Origin of the sequence: Mucilaginibacter sp. 3215 (genome assembly GCF_050433785.1) — a bacterium.
Taxonomy (GTDB): Bacteria; Bacteroidota; Bacteroidia; order Sphingobacteriales; family Sphingobacteriaceae; genus Mucilaginibacter.
This window is the reverse complement of the sequence record NZ_JBNPWO010000011.1, coordinates 125,779-144,861: the sequence shown is the minus strand read 5'-3', so window position 1 is coordinate 144,861 and position 19,083 is coordinate 125,779. Positions and strand designations below refer to the sequence as shown.

Genomic DNA, 19,083 nt, shown 5'->3' with positions numbered 1-19,083 from the left:
TTATTTCAATACTCCCAGTTCCTTTCCAACCTTAGTAAACGCTGCAATGGCTTTATCAAGGTGGTGCATATCATGCGCTGCCGAGATCTGTACCCTGATCCTTGCTTTACCTTGCGGTACTACCGGGTAGTAAAAGCCTATTACATAAATACCTTCGTCAAGCATTTTTGCGGCAAACTCCTGGGCCAGCTTGGCATCATATAACATAACCGGGACTATAGGATGTACGCCGGGTTTAATATCAAAACCTGCTTCCGTCATTTTTTGACGGAAATATTGCGTATTGCTTTCCAGTTTATCGCGAAGCTCGGTGGTTTCGCTTAGCATATCCAATACCGCTATTGAGGCTCCGGTAATGGCAGGTGCCAAAGTATTTGAGAACAGGTAAGGACGGGAGCGCTGGCGCAGCATATCAATAATTTCTTTACGGCCAGATGTAAAACCACCAGATGCACCGCCCAAAGCTTTACCTAATGTCCCGGTGATGATATCAATCCTGCCCATCACATTATGGTGCTCATGCGTACCACGACCGTTTTTGCCCATAAAGCCCGAGCAATGGCTCTCATCGATCATGACCAGCGCGTTGTACTTATCGGCCAGGTCGCAGATTTTATCTAACTGGGCAATGGTGCCGTCCATGCTGAAAGCGCCATCGGTAACGATGATTCGGTGACGCAGTTCCTGCGTAGCTTTTAATTTTTCTTCCAGGTCGGCCATATCATCGTGCTTGTAACGGTAGCGCTGGGCCTTGCAAAGGCGCACACCGTCAATGATCGAAGCATGGTTCAACTCGTCAGAAATTATGGCATCCTGATCATTAAATAAAGGTTCAAACACGCCGCCGTTGGCATCAAACGCTGCCGCATACAGAATGGTATCTTCAGTGCCCAAAAATTCAGCTATCTTTTTTTCAAGCTCTTTGTGTATGTCCTGTGTACCACATATAAACCGTACAGACGATAAACCGTAACCATGCGTATCCATGGCATCTTTGGCGGCCTGTACTACTTTGGCATTACCCGATAGGCCGAGGTAGTTATTGGCGCAAAAGTTAATTACTTCGGCACCGCCCTGAACAGTAATATCGGCGCCCTGGGGCGAAGTAATGATCCGTTCCTTTTTGTATAACCCGGCGTTTTCAATTTCGGTTAACTCCTGTTGTAAAACCGGCTTTAGTGTGTTGTACATAGCATGCGTGTTTTAAAGAGGGCAAAATTAAGCATTCGCGGGCATTTGATAGGGTTTATTAAACCTTAAATAATTATTAACTGAATAATAAAACATTTTTAGGCCATAACACATTACCCATAAGTAACATATGAGAAAATATATACTACTATTAATCACTGCTTTTTGCGTAATAAGGGCCTCCGCACAGCAATCACTTTTAACAGGGAAGATAACCGATAAAAATGGACAGGCCATTCCTTTTGTTTCTATTTATATCCGTAATTCCACCTATGGTACAACGGCCAACGAAAACGGAATTTACCAGTTTAAACTTGCCCCCGGTACCTATAACGTCATATACCGCTATGTTGGATATACTGAAAAGATAGAGCAGGTCACCATAACAGATCAGGATCAGGAACATAATGTACAAATGGCCGATGAAGTATTTGCCACCAACAGGGTAGCCGAAACCTATCGTAAAAACCGGGATGCTGCCGATACTATTATGAAGCAAGTGCTGAAAAAACGCAAATACTATATTGAGGAGGCCACTTCATACTCCTGTGCTGTTTATATCAAAGGTGTACAAAAATTACTGAGCGTACCTAAATCATTGTTGGGGCAGGAGGTAAGAAAAACCCTCGATCTGGATACAAACGGTAGGGGGATACTCTATCAATCCGAATCGCTGTCTGAATATAATTTTCAAAAGCCCAACAAGGTACGCGAGATTACCATTGCCAACCGGATGGCAGGGCAGAATACAGCATTTGGCTACAAAAAAGCGTCCGACCTGCAGGCTAATTTTTATCAGAACGTATTTATCATCAACGGATTGGCTACCCGAGGCTTTGTTTCTCCGGTTGCTTCATATGGTCCCAGGTTTTATAATTACAAATTGTTGGGAACTTCTGTTGAAAATGGACATACTATTCATAAAATCCAGGTGATTCCGAAACGCGGGCACGGTCAGTATTTTCAGGGTGATATTTATATTATCGACGGCGACTGGCGCATTTATAGCGTTGACCTGTTTATTGAAAATAAAACAAGCAACCTTAACCTGGTTGATACTTTAAAGATCAGGCAGCAATACGTAGCTATTACCGATAGCGTATGGATGCCGGCATCAACCCAGTACAACTTTAAAGGAGCTGTTTTTGGATTTAAATTTGGCGGATACTATGCGGCTGTTTACAATAATTATAAAATCAACCCAACCTTCCCCGATAACTTTTTTACCGGTGAGATCCTTAAAATTGATACGGCAGCCAATAGTAAAAAACCGGGCTATTGGGCCGATGCACGACCAATACCCTTAACTGCTTCGGAGGATCGTGATTACAAAAAAAAGGACGCCTTTGAAGAATATAAAAAGACAGATACTTACCTCGATTCGCTTCAGCATCATAAAAATCATATCAATTATCCGGGCTACCTGATTTTTGGTTACGCGGCCAGCAATAAAAGCAACAGGGACTCATTATACATCTTCCCGTTTATACAAACCTTTTATTACAATACGGTCGAGGGTTTCGGTATTAACGCCAAAGTAAGTTATATCCGTACCATTGATGATTTTCATTCGCTTACAGTTACGCCGGCTGTGCGCTATGGCTTCTCTAACAAGATCTTCAGCGCCAATATGGGTATTGATTATAAAAACGACCCTTTTCACAATGCAAAATTTTATGCTGATTTTGGAAGCGATGTACTTGATCTGAATAATGTTGGCACGCGTTCGTTATATTTTAACACACTGAGTACACTCCTAAGCGAAAATAACTATGTTAAATATTACCGAAGCCATTATGGCGATTTTGGTTACCAGCGCGAAGTGATAAACGGCGTGTTTTTAAAAGGAGGTTTGTCGTATTCAAGTCGCTCGCAGCTTTACAATACGTCTTTTAGTAAGATAAAGGATATTAAGGATCGTCAGTTTACATCAAATAATCCATTAGCCCCTTCGGGTACTCCGGCAGATGACCATTCGTTTTTGTTTCCGGATAACCAGGCACTGGTATTTAACGCCTCGGCTACTTTTACATTCGATCAGCGATACGAGACACGGCCCACCGGCAAGTTTAACCTGCCCTCAAAATATCCAACCTTAACGGTAAACTACCGTAAAGGGTTTAAAAATATCATTGGCTCGGATGTAGATTATGATTTTGCCTCAGTCGACCTTTCGCAGGACCATATCCGTGTCGGTCTTTCGGGCTATTCATCATTTAAAGTATCGGGCGGAGGCTTTTTCAATAACAACAACCTGTACTACATGGATTATAACCACTTTTTAGGTAACCAGGGTACCACTTTTGATCCTACCTATGTAGGTAGTTTCCACTTCCTGCCTTTTTATACCTATAGTACCAACGGTGCGTTTTTAGAGGCGCATTACCAACATAATTTTGCAGGTTCACTATTTAATCATATCCCGTTGTTAAGGAAGTGGAAGCTTGAAGAAATCATCGGCGCCAACTACCTCACCACGAAAAATAACCGCAATTACCGTGAGTTTTATGTAGGCGTACAGCGCCTCATTTTCCGGGTTGACTACGGTATCTCATACGCCGGCGATAAAAAATACATCCAGGGGTTCAGGATCTTTTATGGAATCAGATAAGGTGAAAGGTTAAAGGCGAAAGGTAAAAGGTTTTTTGCCTACACCAGATTAAGGTGCAGCTACCTTTCGCCTTTAACCTTTTACCTTTCGCCTAATTTTGAGCTTTCAGCTCAATTTCCTATCTTTGCGCCGCTCATTTAACACTGTTTGCAGCAGTATCAATGATTTTATGGAAATGTATAATACCTTACTTTACTATTGTTATTCGACAATAGCTAATGCGGAGCAATTTGCTGCCGATCATTTAAAATTTTGTAAAAGCTTAGGTTTAACCGGGCGCATTATTGTGGCCGATGAGGGGCTTAACGGTACTGTTTCGGGTACTGTTGAGGCATGTAAAACCTATATGGATACTGTACACGCCGACGAGCGTTTTGCCGGTATCGACTTTAAAATTGATGAAGTAGATACGCCTTCCTTTGTAAAAATGCATGTGCGTTATAAATCAGAGATTGTACACTCCGGACTGCGTGACCCTAACGTTATCGACCCGAAACAAAAAACCGGCAAACACCTGGAGCCAAAAGAGTTTTTGGCTATGAAAGACAGAGACGATGTGGTTGTACTTGACGTACGCTCAAATTATGAGCACTCATTAGGCAAATTCAAAAATGCGGTAACCCTTGATATTGAAAACTTCCGCGATTTTCCGGCCATGATTAATGAGCTGGCCAAGTACAAGGATAAAAAGATCCTGACTTATTGCACTGGTGGCATTAAATGCGAAAAAGCATCGGCCTTGTTGTTGCACGAAGGTTTCCCGGAAGTGTACCAGTTGCATGGTGGTATCATTAAATATGGTAAGGAAGCCGGCGGCGAGGATTTTGAGGGCAAATGCTATGTATTTGATAACCGCCTTTCGGTTGATGTAAACAGCGTGAACCCGGTTGTTATTTCAACCTGTTTAAATTGCGGCAAAACCACACCAAAAATGATCAATTGCGCCAATCCCGAGTGCAACGAGCATTTTACCCAGTGCGATGAATGCGGAACCGCTATGGACGGCTGCTGCAGCGATGCTTGTAAAGAGCATCCGCGTAAACGGGTTTATGATGGTACCGGGTATTATGTAAAAGTACCTCAACCGGTAAATGTGAGTAAAAACAAACTGCAGCCAATAGCATAACAGCTGTGGCACAATTAATTATATAAGGCTTACCCTCAAGGGTAGGCTTTTTTATTTTGTCGGGTACAAACACTACTTTAGCAAATTGAGCCGCTACATCCTATGCGTAAAACCTTGTGTATTATTATCGTTCTTGCTTTTATATCGGTTTGGCCGGCCTGGTCGGTAGATATTAAGAGCGTAGGTGTTCCGTATGTGCAAAATTATACCAAGGCGCTTTACCAGTTTGGTAACCAAAACTGGTCGGTAACGCGCGATGAGCACGATATCATGTATTTTGGCAATGCCGAAGGCCTGCTCACCTTTGATGGTAAATACTGGCAGCAGTACCACATGCCTAATGGTTTAATTGTACGCTCAGTTAGTGCTGATGGCAAGGGCAGGGTGTATGCCGGCGGATACGGTGAGTTTGGCTACTGGCATAACGATGGTAAGGGCATTTTAAAATACACCTCACTCGTTAACCTGGTACCGAAAAACTTTTTACCGGTAACCGAAGAGATCTGGAAAATATATTGCGATAACAACAGGGTGCTTTTCCAATCATTCGGGGCTATCTATATTTATTCGGCTGGTAAAATTGAAGTGGTAAAAACACATGAGCCGTATTTGTTCCTTTTTAAATGTGGTAGCCGCTTTTTTGTAGAGCAATTAACAAAAGGGCTTTTTGAGCTTAAAGGTTCAAAGACTGAATATATTGAAGGCAGCAATATTTTAGGTGCAAGTGGTGTGTTATCTATTTTGCCATTTCAACAGGGTAAATATCTCATCGGTACGGCAAAAAATGGTTTATTTATCTACGATGGTAAAACAGTTAAGCCATGGGTGAGCCAGGCAAATGATTTTTTAAAAACCTACCAGCTGAATAACGGCGCGGCCATCGCCGATAAGTATTTTGCCTATGGTACCATTCTTAATGGTATTGTGATAGTTGATACTGCCGGGCGTGTAGTGCAGCATATCAATAAAGCCAGCGGTATGCAAAACAATACGGTGTTAAGCCTTTATACCGATGCCAGCCAAAACCTTTGGGCAGGACTTGATAATGGTATCGATAGAATTGAGGTTAACTCGCCTTTGTATTTTTATTTCGACAAAACGGGCAAATTCGGTACGGTCTATTCCAGCATCATTTTTGATAAAAAGATCTATCTCGGCACTAACCAGGGCTTGTTTTACAGCGATTGGCTGCCTGATAGCCATAACAGCCCATTTCAAACCTTTGATTTTAAGCTGATCCCCGGCTCGCAGGGGCAGGTGTGGGATTTGTCGTTACAGGATAACAGGTTGCTTTGCGGCCATAACGACGGAACTTACCAGGTAAACGGAGCTTCCATAAAAAAGATCTCGGATGTGACGGGCGGATGGACTATTAAGAAAATGGCCCCCGATATGCTCATGCAGGGCACTTATACCGGCTTGGTGATCTACCGGAAAGATGCCGCGGGCAATTGGCAATTCAGCCATAAATTAGCCGGTTTCAGTGAGCCTTCGCGCTATGTTGAACGTGATGCCAAAGGTCAAATTTGGGTAAGCCATGCTTATAAGGGTATTTATAAGCTCACTTTAAGCGCCGATCAGCGCACTGTGGTATCGCACGTTTATTATGACAGGAAGCATGGATTGCCGGGTAGTTATAACATCAACGTGTTTGACCTCGATAACCGCATTGTTTTTTCTTCAGATTCGGGTTTTTATGTGTATGACGATATCACAGACAGGTTTTATAAATATCAGCAGCTAAACAGCAAGCTGGGCACATTTGCCACCTCAAGCAAAATCATTAAGGCTATAGGCAAAAAATACTGGTTCATTAACCAGGGCAGGGTTGGTTTGGCCGATATGTCTGTTACCGGGAAGCTAACCATCGATACCAACAGGTTTTCTATCCTGAACGGACAGATGGTACAGCATTATGAAACCATTAACCGTATAAACAACTCAACCTATTTGATAAGTGTTGATGACGGGTTTGTGATATTAAACGATGCAGATGCTCAACTGCCCAATAGGATCAAAATACCTGATGTTTTGATCAGGAGGATAGAGAATGTTACCGATAAGGTATCGTTGATAACTGAAGCAGCAGAACAGAGCAATAACATTGAAATACCTTACGCCGAAAATAACATCCGTATAAGTTATTCTCTGCCTTATTATACCCAGGCTAAAATCAGGTTTCAGTATTATCTGGAAGGCTATTCGCATCAATGGAGCGAGTGGATGCCGCAAAGCCAAAAGGAGTTTACGAATCTTAACCAGGGTACTTATAATTTTAAGGTGAGGGCTAAGATCAATGATCAGTACCAATCCGCCGTTTCAACAATAACTTTTACGGTATTGCCGCCATGGTATGCCGGCAAAATAGCGCTGGTGTTTTATGTATTGCTGGCTGTATTGCTATTTTATGTGATCAGGTATTACTACGGGCTTAAATTGAAAAAACATCAGCAGCAGATTCAACAAAAGCTGCAGAAAGAGAAGGAAGAATTTTTGAAGCAGGAGGCTATAGCCAATGAGCAGCATATCATCAACATAAAGAACGAGCAGTTGCAAGCCGACCTGGCCAGTAAAAGCCGTGAACTGGCAAATTCGGCTATGAACATAGTTTACAAAAATGAGCTGCTGCAAAAGATAAGCGACGAGCTAACTCACCTCAAAGGAGAAGATGGTAAAAAGCTGGCCGACGAACAATTGCGCCGCATCCAGAAAGTGATTGATGAAGGTATGAGCGATGAGCGTGACTGGAACATATTTGAAACCAGTTTTAATGAAGCGCACGAAAATTTCTTTAAAAAATTAAAAGCCGGTCATCCGGACCTTGTACCCAATGACCTTAAATTATGCGCTTACCTGCGCATGAATATGAGCAGTAAGGAGATGGCATCGCTGCTCAATATTTCATTGCGGGGTGTCGAAATTCGTCGTTACAGGCTGCGCAAAAAGCTCAATCTGGAGCATGATAAAAACCTCACCGAGTTTCTCATCGAGCTTTAACACTACATCATTACCTCTCATTGTGTTATTTAGTGGTATTGGGTACTAAGCGGGCTGTGTAGTAGTTGGTTTTATTTTAACTGTCTGTTAAATAGGTGTTTGTGTTTTATAAAAACATTTCGTGTGAAAGTATTCTTATGCTGATGTATTAATGTTGAGTTACATTATTTGCTAAAGGCTGATTATCTGTACAGCTTTGCAAATCAATAAACCAATTATTTTTCGATCCGTATTATTTATTAACCACTATGAAAAGAATATTTACTATTTCAGGGTTGATGTTGTTACTGTTGTTTTGCTATGACGCGGCGTTTGCACAAAACGTTACACTAAAAGGTAAAATAACTGACGGAAAAACAGGCGAGGCTTTAATAGGCGTGTCTGTTTCAGTTAAAGGAACAACTATAGGTACCCAAACAGACGTAAACGGAGCCTTTACCCTCCAGGCACCGGGTAATGCAACTTTATCAATTGCTTATATAGGTTATGCTACACAAGAGGTAGCAGTTAACGGGCAAACAACCATAAACGTAGCCCTGCAGCCAAAGACAAACGAATTGCAGCAGGTAGTTGTTATTGGTTATGGTACGCAGCGAAAGCTTGACGTAACCGGTTCGATAGCTACTGTTAAAGGCGCCGATGTTGCCAAACAAGCTTCACCTAACGCATTGAGCGGTTTACAGGGTAAAGTATCAGGTGTACAAATCACCAACAGCGGTACACCGGGTAAATCACCAGACATTACTATTCGTGGTTTAGGTACTATTTATGGTAATACCAAACCGCTGTTTGTTGTTGACGGTGTTTGGTATGATGATATCAGCTTCCTTAACCCGCAGGATATCGAGAGCTTCAGCATTTTGAAAGATGCGTCAAGTACAGCTATCTACGGTATCCGTGCAGCTAACGGTGTAGTTTTGATAGGTACTAAACGTGGTACAAAAGGTAAACCGGTTATTAATTATAATGGCTACGTAGGTTTGCAGGCTGTTACTAACCAGGTAAAAATGGCAGATGCCAGCGAATATGCTACCGCGGTAAATGAGCTTTCGGCATTAAACAGCGGTGATCCCATATTCAGCAATCCTTCATCATACGGTAAAGGAACTGACTGGTATAAACAAATACTGCGCAAAGCATTTACCACTAACCATGAAGCATCAATAAGTGGTGGTACCGATAAGTACACTTACAACTATTCGTTCGGTTACCTTAACCAGGATGGTTTGGCCAAAACCAACAATTATCAGCGTTACACAGTTCACTTGTCAAATGATTTTAAGCCAACCAAAAATTTAAAATTTGGTTACACTGCAAGTGGTCTGTCTGATGTATCGCGCGATGTCAATGGCGATATCTTCCACCAGTTATTTGGCGCGGCCCCTACACTGCCTGTACGCAAAGCGGATGGCAGTTATGGCGACCCTAACGATTATGGAACCGGTGATGGTAATAACTATAACCCGCAGGCTACTATTGATTTCTTTAACCAGAGAACAAAAAACAAGCGTTTTACTTACAATGCTTACGGCGAGGTTACCTTCCTTAAAAACTTCAAATTTAAATCAAGCTTTGGCGGCGATATCAGCCAGAATGAAGTAAGGGCATTTACACCTGAGTATACGGCCACCCTGCGTCAGCAAAGCAATAAAACCAATCTGGATATCAACCACACCGATGTTCGTAACTGGATTTGGGAAAACACCCTTACCTATGATGTTAAAATAAAAGATCATAAAATTACAGCGTTGGTAGGTTATAGTGCCCAGAATAACCGGACTAAACAAATAGACGGTAAGGCCGATTATGTTCCGTATGTGAAAAACGGCAGCATCAGAAACTCTTTCCCTGATACCACCAATGTGAACTACTTTGCAACTCCGGGCAGCCAGATCCATACCCGTGCGTTATCGCAGTTTGCACGTGTTAATTACTCGTTCAGAGATAAATATTTATTGAACGCCTCTATTCGTCGTGATGGTGCTTCTCAATTTTATGGAGACCACACCTACGGATATTTTCCTTCGGTTGGTGCCGGTTGGGTAATTACCAACGAGGAGTTCATGAAAGATCAGAAGGTATTGAGCAACCTGAAACTACGCGGAAGCTGGGGTAAAGTAGGTAACTCAGGCGTACCTATTAACCCAACCGTACAGGTTATCGCGACAGATCCTTACCTGACAGGTTTATTCGGTAACCCGCTTACAACTTATCCGGGTGCAAGTATTAACTCTATAGTACCTCCATCTATCGTTTGGGAAAGAACAGTATCATCTGATTTTGGTATCGAAGGTGGCTTGATTGATAACAAGTTAACTTTTGAAGCAGATTACTATAACAGGGAAACTCAGGATGCTATTTTCGCGATCCCGGTAGCCGGTTCATTGGGTACAAATAACAGCTCATTGATAGGTAACCAGGCAAGTATCCAAAACAGAGGATGGGAGTTTTCATTAGGCTGGAGAGATAATCCGTCTAAAGATTTCAATTATAGCGTTAGTGCTAATATTGGTATCAACAATAATAAAGTACTTAACGTTATAACCGGCCAAAACCCAATTTATGACGGTGGTGAAGGCATAGCCAACGGCGCGCTTGCAACACGTACTATCGTCGGCCAGCCGATAGGACAGTTTTATGGTTATAAGGTAACTGGTATTTTCCAAACTAATGCTATCGCCGCTGCTTCAAAACAGCCAGGTGCCAAAGAAGGAGATTTTATCTACCAGGATACCAATAACGATGGGGTTGTTGATAGCCGTGACCGCGTAGCTTTAGGTAGCCCGCTGCCAAAATATAACTACGGTTTAAATACTTCATTCACTTATAAAAACTTTGATCTTGCCTTAGATTTTCAGGGCGTGGCCGGTGTAAGTGTTTATAACGCCAATATCGCCTACCGCTTTGGTAATGAAAATTTCACGCAAGACTTTTACGAACACCGCTGGCATGGAGCAGGTACTTCAAATACCTACCCTTCGGTAAATGTTGGTAAAAATAGTAATGCCGCTCCTAACTCTTTCTATGTTGAAAGCGGTGCTTATTTCCGGATGAGAAATGCGCAATTGGGCTACACCATACCAGGCGATTTCCTGAAAAAATTGAATATTTCAAAAGTGAGGATCTATGCAAACGCGCAGAACGCCATTAACCTGTTTGGTTACAAAGGCTTCTCACCAGAGATCGGTGGTGCTGTAGGCAGCCGTGGTATTGACGCAAGCGTGTATCCGTTATTTGCTACCTATAATTTTGGTGTTAACGTTACTTTTTAATCAATATAAAGATGAAAAATAGTACAAAATATTCGCGTAAGGTCGTTGCTTTAGGTCTTATCGCTTCAATTATATCGTTTCAAAGCTGTAAAAAAAGCTTCTTAAATGTCGATCCGGCTCAAAACACCGCGGCAACCCAATTTTTCAAAACTCAGGATGATGCTACTAAAGCAGTTAGCGCCATGTATGCTAACCTGCGCGAGTGGAACAACATCGCCTTTGCACCTATTGCTGTAGAGAGCATGGGCTCTGACGATGTAGAAAAAGGCAGCACCGCCAGTGATGCTACCTTTTTTAATGACTATCATAACTTTACCATTACCTCGGGCGATGCCCAATTGGGCGGTTTCTGGAGAGGACAGTATCAAAACATCAACTTTGCCAACCAGATCCTGACTAATGTGCCTGGTATTACCATGGACGAAACTTTAAAAGCCAGGTACCTGGCCGAAGCTAAGTTTATCAGGGCTTATTCATATTTCAGGTTGGTTAGGGCTTTTGGCGATGTGCCATTGCGCTTAACCTTACCTAAAGATGCATCTGAATATAATTTGCCGCGTACAGCAAAAGCACAGGTTTGGGCCGCTATAGAAACTGATTTAACTGATGCCGCTAATGTATTGCCGCAAACTTACAGCTCTGCCGATATCGGTCACGCTACAAAAGGTGCCGCTATTGCGTTGCATGCAAAAGTTGCCATGTACCTGAAAAAGTGGAGCGATGTATTGAATTATACCAACCAGGTAATGGGCATGGGCTATTCGTTGTTTCCTGATTATGAACAAATGTTCCGCACCAATCATAAAAATAATCAGGAATCGATATTTGAAATCCAGTGCGCATTGATCCCTAATAACCCGGATGCGTCAAACTCACAATACTCGCAGGTACAGGGTGTACGTGGCGTTACCGGTGGTGGCTGGGGCTTTAATGTGCCAAGTCCGGAGCTGGCGGCAGCTTATGAAACCGGCGATCCGCGACGTGACGCTACCATCATTTTCAGGGGCGAAACTACGCCAGAGGGTGATAAGATCCCGGCCAGCGGAGATAACCCGATGTATAACCAAAAATCATACGTTCCTTTTAGCCTGTATGTATCAGGCTTTAATGAAGGCTGCCAGCAAAACAAGATCGTTTTACGCTATGCTGATGTATTGCTGATGAACGCTGAAGCTAACAATGAGCTTGGTAATTCTGCAGCTGCCTTAATTCCGTTAGAGCAGGTTCGCGCCCGTGCCCGTGCCGGTAACAACGCTATTTTGCCAAAAGTAATTACAACTGACCAGGCAACGCTTCGTGCTGCTATATACCAGGAAAGAAGGGTTGAACTGGCTATGGAATTTGAACGTTACTTCGACGTGATCCGTCAGGGCAGGGGTACCGCAGTTTTTGGCTCACGTGGTTGGAAAGCAGGCAAAAATGAAGTTTGGCCTGTGCCACAAAATGAAATTGACCTGAGCGGTGGCGCATTAACACAAAACCCTGGTTATTAATTAGCCAATAAAATACACACAGTTGATTGATGATGAGGTTGCCTTGTTGGGTTTAACGGGCAACCTCTCTTTTTTTAATGAAAACCCTGTTTTTCATATCCAAATGCAAATAGCTTTATGAAAAAACTATTTATTACTCCGGTATTTATATTGGCTGCCATTTGCGCCTTTGCCCAAAAGCAAACAAAAAAATCAGAAGACGGCATTAAGCCCGTTGGTATTATAAAAAACCTTACCGATAGCGCTTTGCTGGATGTGGTGCAGCGCCAAACGTTTCGTTATTTCTGGGATTTTGGTCACCCGGTGAGCGGTCTGGCCAGGGAGCGCAGCAACACTTCTTTTGATTACGGTAACGAGGTGGTGACTACCGGCGGTTCGGGATTTGGCATCATGTCGCTCATTGTGGCCGATAGCCGCAAATGGATCACCCATGAGCAGGCGGTTGACCGTATGGTTAAGATCGTTAACTTTTTATACAAGGCCGATGCTTTTCACGGCGCTTTCCCGCACTGGTTAAACGGCGAAACCGGTAAAGTGATCCGCTTTGGCCGTAAAGATGATGGGGCTGATATTGTTGAATCTGCCTATTTATTCCAGGGTTTATTGTGCGCAAGACAGTATTTTAATGCTGATGCTCCTAAAGAACGCCGCATCCGTGATGTGATTAGCTGGATGTGGGGTGAAATGGAATGGAACTGGTACACCCGCGATGGCCGCGACTACCTTTACTGGCACTGGAGCCCCAACAATGGCTGGGCCATGAATTTCCCGATCCACGGTTTTAACGAATGTTTGATCACTTACGTGCTTGCCGCATCTGCCGAACGTTACCCCGTTAGTGCCAATGTTTACCATAATGGTTGGGCGCAAAGCGATTTCTTTAAAAACGGAAAAACTTTTTACGGTTTTAAATTGCCGCTTGGTTTTGATTACGGCGGTCCGCTATTCTTCTCGCAATATTCTTTCCTCGGCCTTAACCCTAAGGGATTAAAGGACGAGTATGCCGACTACTGGGAACAAAATAAAAATCATACTTTGATCAATCATGCTTACTGCGTTGATAATCCTAAAAAATTTAAAGGCTATGGTGAAAATTGCTGGGGCTTAACTGCCAGTGATAACTTTGAGGGGTACAATGCACATTCGCCAACTAACGACCTCGGCGTAATTACGCCTACGGCCGCGTTATCCGCATTCCCATATACCCCGGAATATTCGATGAAAGCGTTGCGTCATTTTTATTATGACCTGGGCGATAAGATCTGGGGCGAGTATGGCTTTACCGATGCCTTCAGCGAGTCGCATAACTGGTACGCCAACTCCTATTTAGCCATCGATCAGGGCCCGATCATTGTGATGATTGAAAACTACCGGACCGGTTTGCTCTGGAAACTTTTCATGAGCTGCCCCGAGGTTCAGGGTGGTTTGAAAAAACTGGGTTTTGAAAGCCCTGCTATCGTGAAAAATTAATTCGGCATAAAAAATAAACAAAAGGCCGTTAAAGAGGTTAAATTTGTTTTAAAGCAACGGCGGTAATTACGTCGGTTGCAAAACAAAGAAGCATTTTAACCCATGATCAAAACAATACGAATTACAGGAATGCTAAGCTTACTCTTAGCATTCTCTTTTTTAGCCAAGTCCCAAAATTTGACCTCGTTTGACAGGGGCAGCTTTATTTTTAAAGTAGACACACTACCATACCGAATTTTATTTCCAAAGCATTTTAATCCGGGTCAAAAGTACCCTTTATTGTTTGTATTACACGGTTCGGGCGAACGGGGAAACAATAATGAGTCGCAACTGGCTTATGGGGCACAACGGTTCTTACAGGACAGCTGCAGGGAGTTATACGAGTCTATCGTTGTTTTTCCGCAATGCCCGGCAAAAAGTTACTGGAGCAATGTAAAGCAGGTTACGGATTCGGCAACCAATAAGCGCAAATTTATTTTCCAGGAAAATGCGCCGCCAACAATGGCGATGATCATGTTGATGGGACTGGTTGACCAGTTTTTAGATAAGCCATTTGTTGATAAGCACAAAGTTTATGTGGGAGGCCTTAGCATGGGTGGTATGGGTACATTTGAAATCATTGGCCGCGAACCTAATGTATTTGCAGCAGCCTTTGCCATTTGCGGCGGCGATAATACGCTGAACGCAAAGAAATACGCTAAAAAAGTTCCGCTCTGGATCTTTCACGGTAATAATGACCCGGTAGTACCTGCCGACCATTCGCAGGTAATGGTTGATGCTATTAAAGAGGCGGGAGGCAAGCCGCGATTTACGCTATATCCAGGTGTAGGGCACAACAGTTGGGACAACGCGTTCAACGAGCCTGATCTGTTGCATTGGTTGTTTTCGCATAGTAAGTAGGAGACGGGTAATACAAAAAACATGTCATTGCGAGGAGGAACGACGAAGCAATCGCATGCTATACAGGGCGGTCACGCTTCCGTGCGGTTGCCACGCTACGCTCTCAATGACATGAATTTTTAGCTTGATTGGAAAAGCTATTAACCTATTCTTCTCCCTCTGATTTTTTAGGAAGATTTTTGGCGTTAAAACGTGGCTTGAATCCCAATTTAGGTGCGGGAGTTTCGGCGGATGGTGTCTGAGGCTCTTCCGATGGAGTTTCTTCTTTTTTTTCTTCTACAGGTGTTTCTTCAACTTCAGTAGCTTTAGGCTTTATCATTGCCGCGTTAAACCGTGGTTTAAAGCTAAGTTTTGGCGCAGATACCTCAGCAGTCGGTTTTTCTTCTTCAACTGATGGTTGCTGAGTTTCGGCTAATGGTTCTACCTTGCTATTTTCAACAGGTTCCTGCTCTGATTCAGCTGACTTCGGCTTCCTCATAGCGGCATTAAACCGTGGTTTAAAGCCCATTTTGGATGCAGGTGATTCAGGCTCCTGTATTTTAGGCTCTTCAACTACCGGTGCTTCTTCTTTTTGCTCTTCAGCAGTTACATCGTTTTCAATCGGCTTAGGTTTTACCATGCCGGCATTGAAGCGTGGTTTAAAGCCCATTTTAGGCGCTGGAGTCTCTGCAGGTGGCGTCTGTGGTTCAGCCACCGGGTTTTCCTCTTTTTTATCCTCTGCCGGTGCTTCAGTTTCGGCTGGCTTCGGTTTTACCATTGCAGCGTTGAAACGTGGTTTGAAACCGGGTTTGGCTGGTGTTGCCGGTATTTCAACAGTGGGAGCAGGAGTTTCGGTCTGTGGCTCTTTATCTGTTTCGGGTGATGTTTCGCTTTCCGCCGGTTGAGCCTTCGCCATGGCAGGGTTAAAACGCGGCTTGAATGCTGGTTTTGGTGCAGTTTCAGGCGATGAAGCTTCTGATGCAGTAGGCTCCGTTGCTTGTTCCTTAGGCTCCTCAGCAGAAGGAGCAGGCTTAGGTGTCGTTGCCGGACGGAACTTAGGCGTAAAGCCAACTTTGGCCGGCGTAGCGGGTTCTGTTAAACTTTCGGTTATGGTTTGTTCGGCAAGCGGGTTTTTGATATGTGCTTTTTCGGTTTTAACTTCAAGCGGAACCGGGAACCGCCGCCTTAGTTTATTAAACCAGTATTTTTTGGTATGGTCGAAGCTTTTTTCGCCCATCTGTTCAAAGTGATCTTTAAATTCAGAAAACAAAGCAGGTTCGCCCTGTTGCAGGGCGGCAAGATCAATTCTTTTCTTCTTTAAAAATTCTTCAAAAACCATTTTGTTTAGATATGAGATGTTAGATAGGAGATTTGAGATAGGAGATTTGAGATAATTGAAGGTTTAGAGCCTTGTCTCATATCTCACGTCTCATATCTCAAATCTTATAATGTTACATCTACACCCAGCTTGTTAAAACGGATGCCTTTTTCGGTTTGGCCCCAGTCTTCACGTTCCTCATCGGTAGCGTTTAATAACTGTGGAAACCATTCCAATGGGAAAGCCTGCGGCTTGCCACCATCAGTTTCCACAAAAAGAAGGCCGTTAGCAAAGGTAACCTTTACTTTTTTTTCTCCTTTACGTGTGTTGAATAGTGGCATGATGTTTCTTCTTTATGTCATTGCGAGGAGGAACGACGAAGCAATCGCATGCTGTACAGAGCGATGATGCTTCTGTGCGATTGCTACGCTATCGCTTGCAATGACATGGTGTTTATTGTTTGAGTGGAACTAAATCCGAAATCGAAATTCCGGAATCCGATACCAGGATTACTCCGCCATATTATGGTAAACAGCCTGCACGTCGTCGTCTTCTTCCAAACGGTCAATCAGTTTCATAATTTCAGGCACCTGATCTTCGCTAACAGCGTGGAATGATTGCGGGATACGCTCCAGCTTGGCCGATTTTACTTCGATACCCATCTCTTCTAACGCTTTTTGCATTTTACCAAAATCTTCAAAAGCTGTATGGATTACCGCAATATCGTTGCCATTTTCATCGGCTTCAACAAATATTTCTTCCAAACCTGCGTCTATCAATTCAAATTCAAGCTCTTCCAGGTCGCGGTCGCCCGGCTCAAAAGTGAAAACTGATTTACGGGTAAAGATAAAATCAAGCGAGCCGGTTTTGCCTAATGAGCCACCGTATTTGGTAAAGTAGCTGCGTACGTTGGCAACAGTACGGTTAGTATTATCGGTAGCGGTTTCAACCAACACGGCAACCCCATAAGGCGCGTAACCTTCGTAAACAAGCTCTTCGTAATCTTTTTCGTCGCGGCTGCTCGCGCGTTTAATGGCGGCTTCAACACGGTCTTTAGGCATGTTTACAGCCTTGGCGTTTTGTACCGCGGTACGTAAGCGTGAGTTGGTGTTAACATCGCCGCCGCCGGCTTTTACAGCCATTACAATTTCCTTACCTAAACGGGTAAACTGCACTGCCATTTTGGCCCAGCGCTTAAACTTTCTTTCTTTGCGGAATTCAAATGCTCTTCCCATGTTTTTTTAGTTCATTGTTCATGGTTGATAGTGATAGATCAACCTTGTTGTATTACAAAGCTTTGCCTTATAAAGACAAGGCGGTAAATATAATATTTGTTTATATAATGACAGATAAAAACCTTTATCCTTTCGCCTTTAACCTTAAATTATTGTTTTCAAATTGGTCAACATGTCGGCCACCATTTTTGGTAGGTCATATTCCAGTTTCCAGCCCCAGTCGTTTTGCGCGTAACTGTCATCTATTGACTTTGGCCAGCTATCGGCGATGGCTTGTCGCGGGTCGTTATTACTGTAACTGATTTCAAATTTAGGGATCAGTTTTTTGATTTCAGCCGCCAGTTGTTCGGGCGTAAAGCTAATGCCAGCCAGGTTATATGATGAACGGATGCTGATCTGTTCGGCAGGTGCATCCATCAAACTGATGGTAGCCCTGATGGCATCATCCATATACATCATGGGCAGGGCAGTCCCTTCGGCCAGAAAGCTTTCATAGCTGCCTGCTTTTAATGCCTGGTGAAATATATGTACGGCATAATCAGTAGTGCCACCGCCGGGATTAGCTTTCCAACCTATTAAACCGGGATAACGGATACTGCGCACATCAAGGCCGTATTTATTAAAATAGTATTCGCACCAGCGCTCACCTGCAAGTTTGCTAAACCCATAAACTGTATTAGGGTCCATCACGCAATACTGCGGCGTATTATGCTGCGGCGAATGCGGCCCGAAAACCGCTATAGAACTTGGCCAAAAAACTTTACTTACTTTAAACTCAACCGCAAAATCAAGCACATGCAGCAAACCGGTCATATTCAGGTCCCAGGCCATCTTGGGTTTTTGCTCTCCTACCGCCGAAAGAATGGCAGCTAACAGGTAAACTTGTGTTGGGCGGTGCTTATCAAATATATGGTGCAGGTTGTCTTTATCAAGTACATTGATCAATTCAAACGGTCCGCTGCTGCCGCGCATAGCATAGGTTGGGCTGTTAATATCCGAAGCTATAACCGCTTCGGCCCCGTGTATATTTCTCAAAGCCATTACCAGTTCGGTACCGATCTGGCCATTGGCGCCTATCACTAAGATCTTTTCGCTCATGCAATTTTGAGTTTACCGCGCAAAGGTAGGAAATTGGTTTATTAAGTGAGTGGTTGATTGGGTTGATTAGGTGAGTGGGAGTGAGTCTGAAGTCTGATGTCCGAAAGTCCAAGCCATTTTAATTTTTCGGACTTACGGACATCAGACTTCAGACTTTTTCCGCGTTAGCGATAGTAGCGGATACCGGCCTGTGGCTAATGCCTTGTGTAGTATGAGCGGATAGCGCGGGCCGCAGGTAACGTCCTGATTCAGTTAGCAGTTTTGATTAGGCAGTTTGCAGTTAGTTTCTGTCTGAACTCGAATTAAACGAATTATTGGAATTTCTGGAATTTTGCCTGGCATTCTATTAATTCACTTAATTCTAAAAATTCCGGTTCAGACAAACTAATCGCT

Annotated in this window: 12 protein-coding genes; 7 read left to right on the top strand and 5 right to left on the bottom strand. The window is 43.4% G+C overall.

Going from position 1 to position 19,083, the window contains the following annotated elements; genetic code table 11:
- Entirely contained in the window at positions 1–1,191 is a 1,191-nt protein-coding gene (kbl, locus tag ABIC84_RS18155) for a glycine C-acetyltransferase (RefSeq protein WP_091172173.1), read from the bottom strand.
- A gap of 130 nt (positions 1,192–1,321) precedes the next feature.
- Between kbl and ABIC84_RS18150 the strand changes: the two genes are divergently transcribed.
- From ABIC84_RS18150 to ABIC84_RS18120, 7 genes are all read left to right on the top strand, one after another.
- On the top strand, positions 1,322–3,802 hold the full coding sequence (locus ABIC84_RS18150; RefSeq protein WP_429264444.1) for a DUF5686 and carboxypeptidase regulatory-like domain-containing protein: 2,481 nt from the start codon (positions 1,322–1,324) through the stop codon (positions 3,800–3,802).
- 169 nt (positions 3,803–3,971) lie between these two features.
- Positions 3,972–4,928, top strand: coding sequence for a rhodanese-related sulfurtransferase (locus tag ABIC84_RS18145; protein ID WP_429264471.1), 957 nt, complete (start codon positions 3,972–3,974; stop codon positions 4,926–4,928).
- Positions 4,929–5,030: 102 nt separating this feature from the next.
- Entirely contained in the window at positions 5,031–7,925 is a 2,895-nt protein-coding gene (locus tag ABIC84_RS18140; RefSeq protein ID WP_429264443.1) for a triple tyrosine motif-containing protein, read from the top strand.
- Positions 7,926–8,173: 248 nt separating this feature from the next.
- Positions 8,174–11,197 carry a SusC/RagA family TonB-linked outer membrane protein gene (locus ABIC84_RS18135; protein WP_429264442.1) on the top strand — a complete coding sequence of 1,008 codons (3,024 nt, stop codon included), beginning with the start codon at positions 8,174–8,176 and terminating at the stop codon, positions 11,195–11,197.
- A gap of 11 nt (positions 11,198–11,208) precedes the next feature.
- Positions 11,209–12,690 (top strand): RagB/SusD family nutrient uptake outer membrane protein, encoded by a 1,482-nt coding sequence (locus ABIC84_RS18130; protein WP_429264441.1) that lies wholly within the window; start codon positions 11,209–11,211, stop codon positions 12,688–12,690.
- 117 nt (positions 12,691–12,807) lie between these two features.
- Positions 12,808–14,160, top strand: coding sequence for a glucoamylase family protein (locus ABIC84_RS18125; RefSeq protein ID WP_429264440.1), 1,353 nt, complete (start codon positions 12,808–12,810; stop codon positions 14,158–14,160).
- A 102-nt stretch (positions 14,161–14,262) separates the two neighbouring features.
- Positions 14,263–15,060, top strand: a complete 798-nt coding sequence (locus ABIC84_RS18120) for a dienelactone hydrolase family protein (RefSeq protein ID WP_090534138.1) — start codon at positions 14,263–14,265, stop codon at positions 15,058–15,060.
- 145 nt (positions 15,061–15,205) lie between these two features.
- Here ABIC84_RS18120 and ABIC84_RS18115 read toward each other — a convergent pair whose 3' ends face one another.
- The 4 genes from ABIC84_RS18115 to ABIC84_RS18100 form a co-directional block, all read right to left on the bottom strand.
- Positions 15,206–16,378, bottom strand: coding sequence for a hypothetical protein (locus ABIC84_RS18115; RefSeq protein ID WP_354486488.1), 1,173 nt, complete (start codon positions 16,376–16,378; stop codon positions 15,206–15,208).
- A 104-nt stretch (positions 16,379–16,482) separates the two neighbouring features.
- Positions 16,483–16,698, bottom strand: a complete 216-nt coding sequence (locus tag ABIC84_RS18110) for a DUF2442 domain-containing protein (RefSeq protein WP_090534135.1) — start codon at positions 16,696–16,698, stop codon at positions 16,483–16,485.
- 168 nt (positions 16,699–16,866) lie between these two features.
- Positions 16,867–17,592: a YebC/PmpR family DNA-binding transcriptional regulator gene (locus ABIC84_RS18105; RefSeq protein ID WP_090534133.1), complete on the bottom strand. Its 726-nt coding sequence runs from the start codon at positions 17,590–17,592 to the stop codon at positions 16,867–16,869.
- Between the two features lie 144 nt (positions 17,593–17,736).
- A complete protein-coding gene (locus ABIC84_RS18100) occupies positions 17,737–18,690 on the bottom strand; it encodes an NAD-dependent epimerase/dehydratase family protein (RefSeq protein ID WP_426581689.1) in 954 nt (317 codons plus the stop codon).
- Positions 18,691–19,083: the final 393 nt, after the last annotated feature.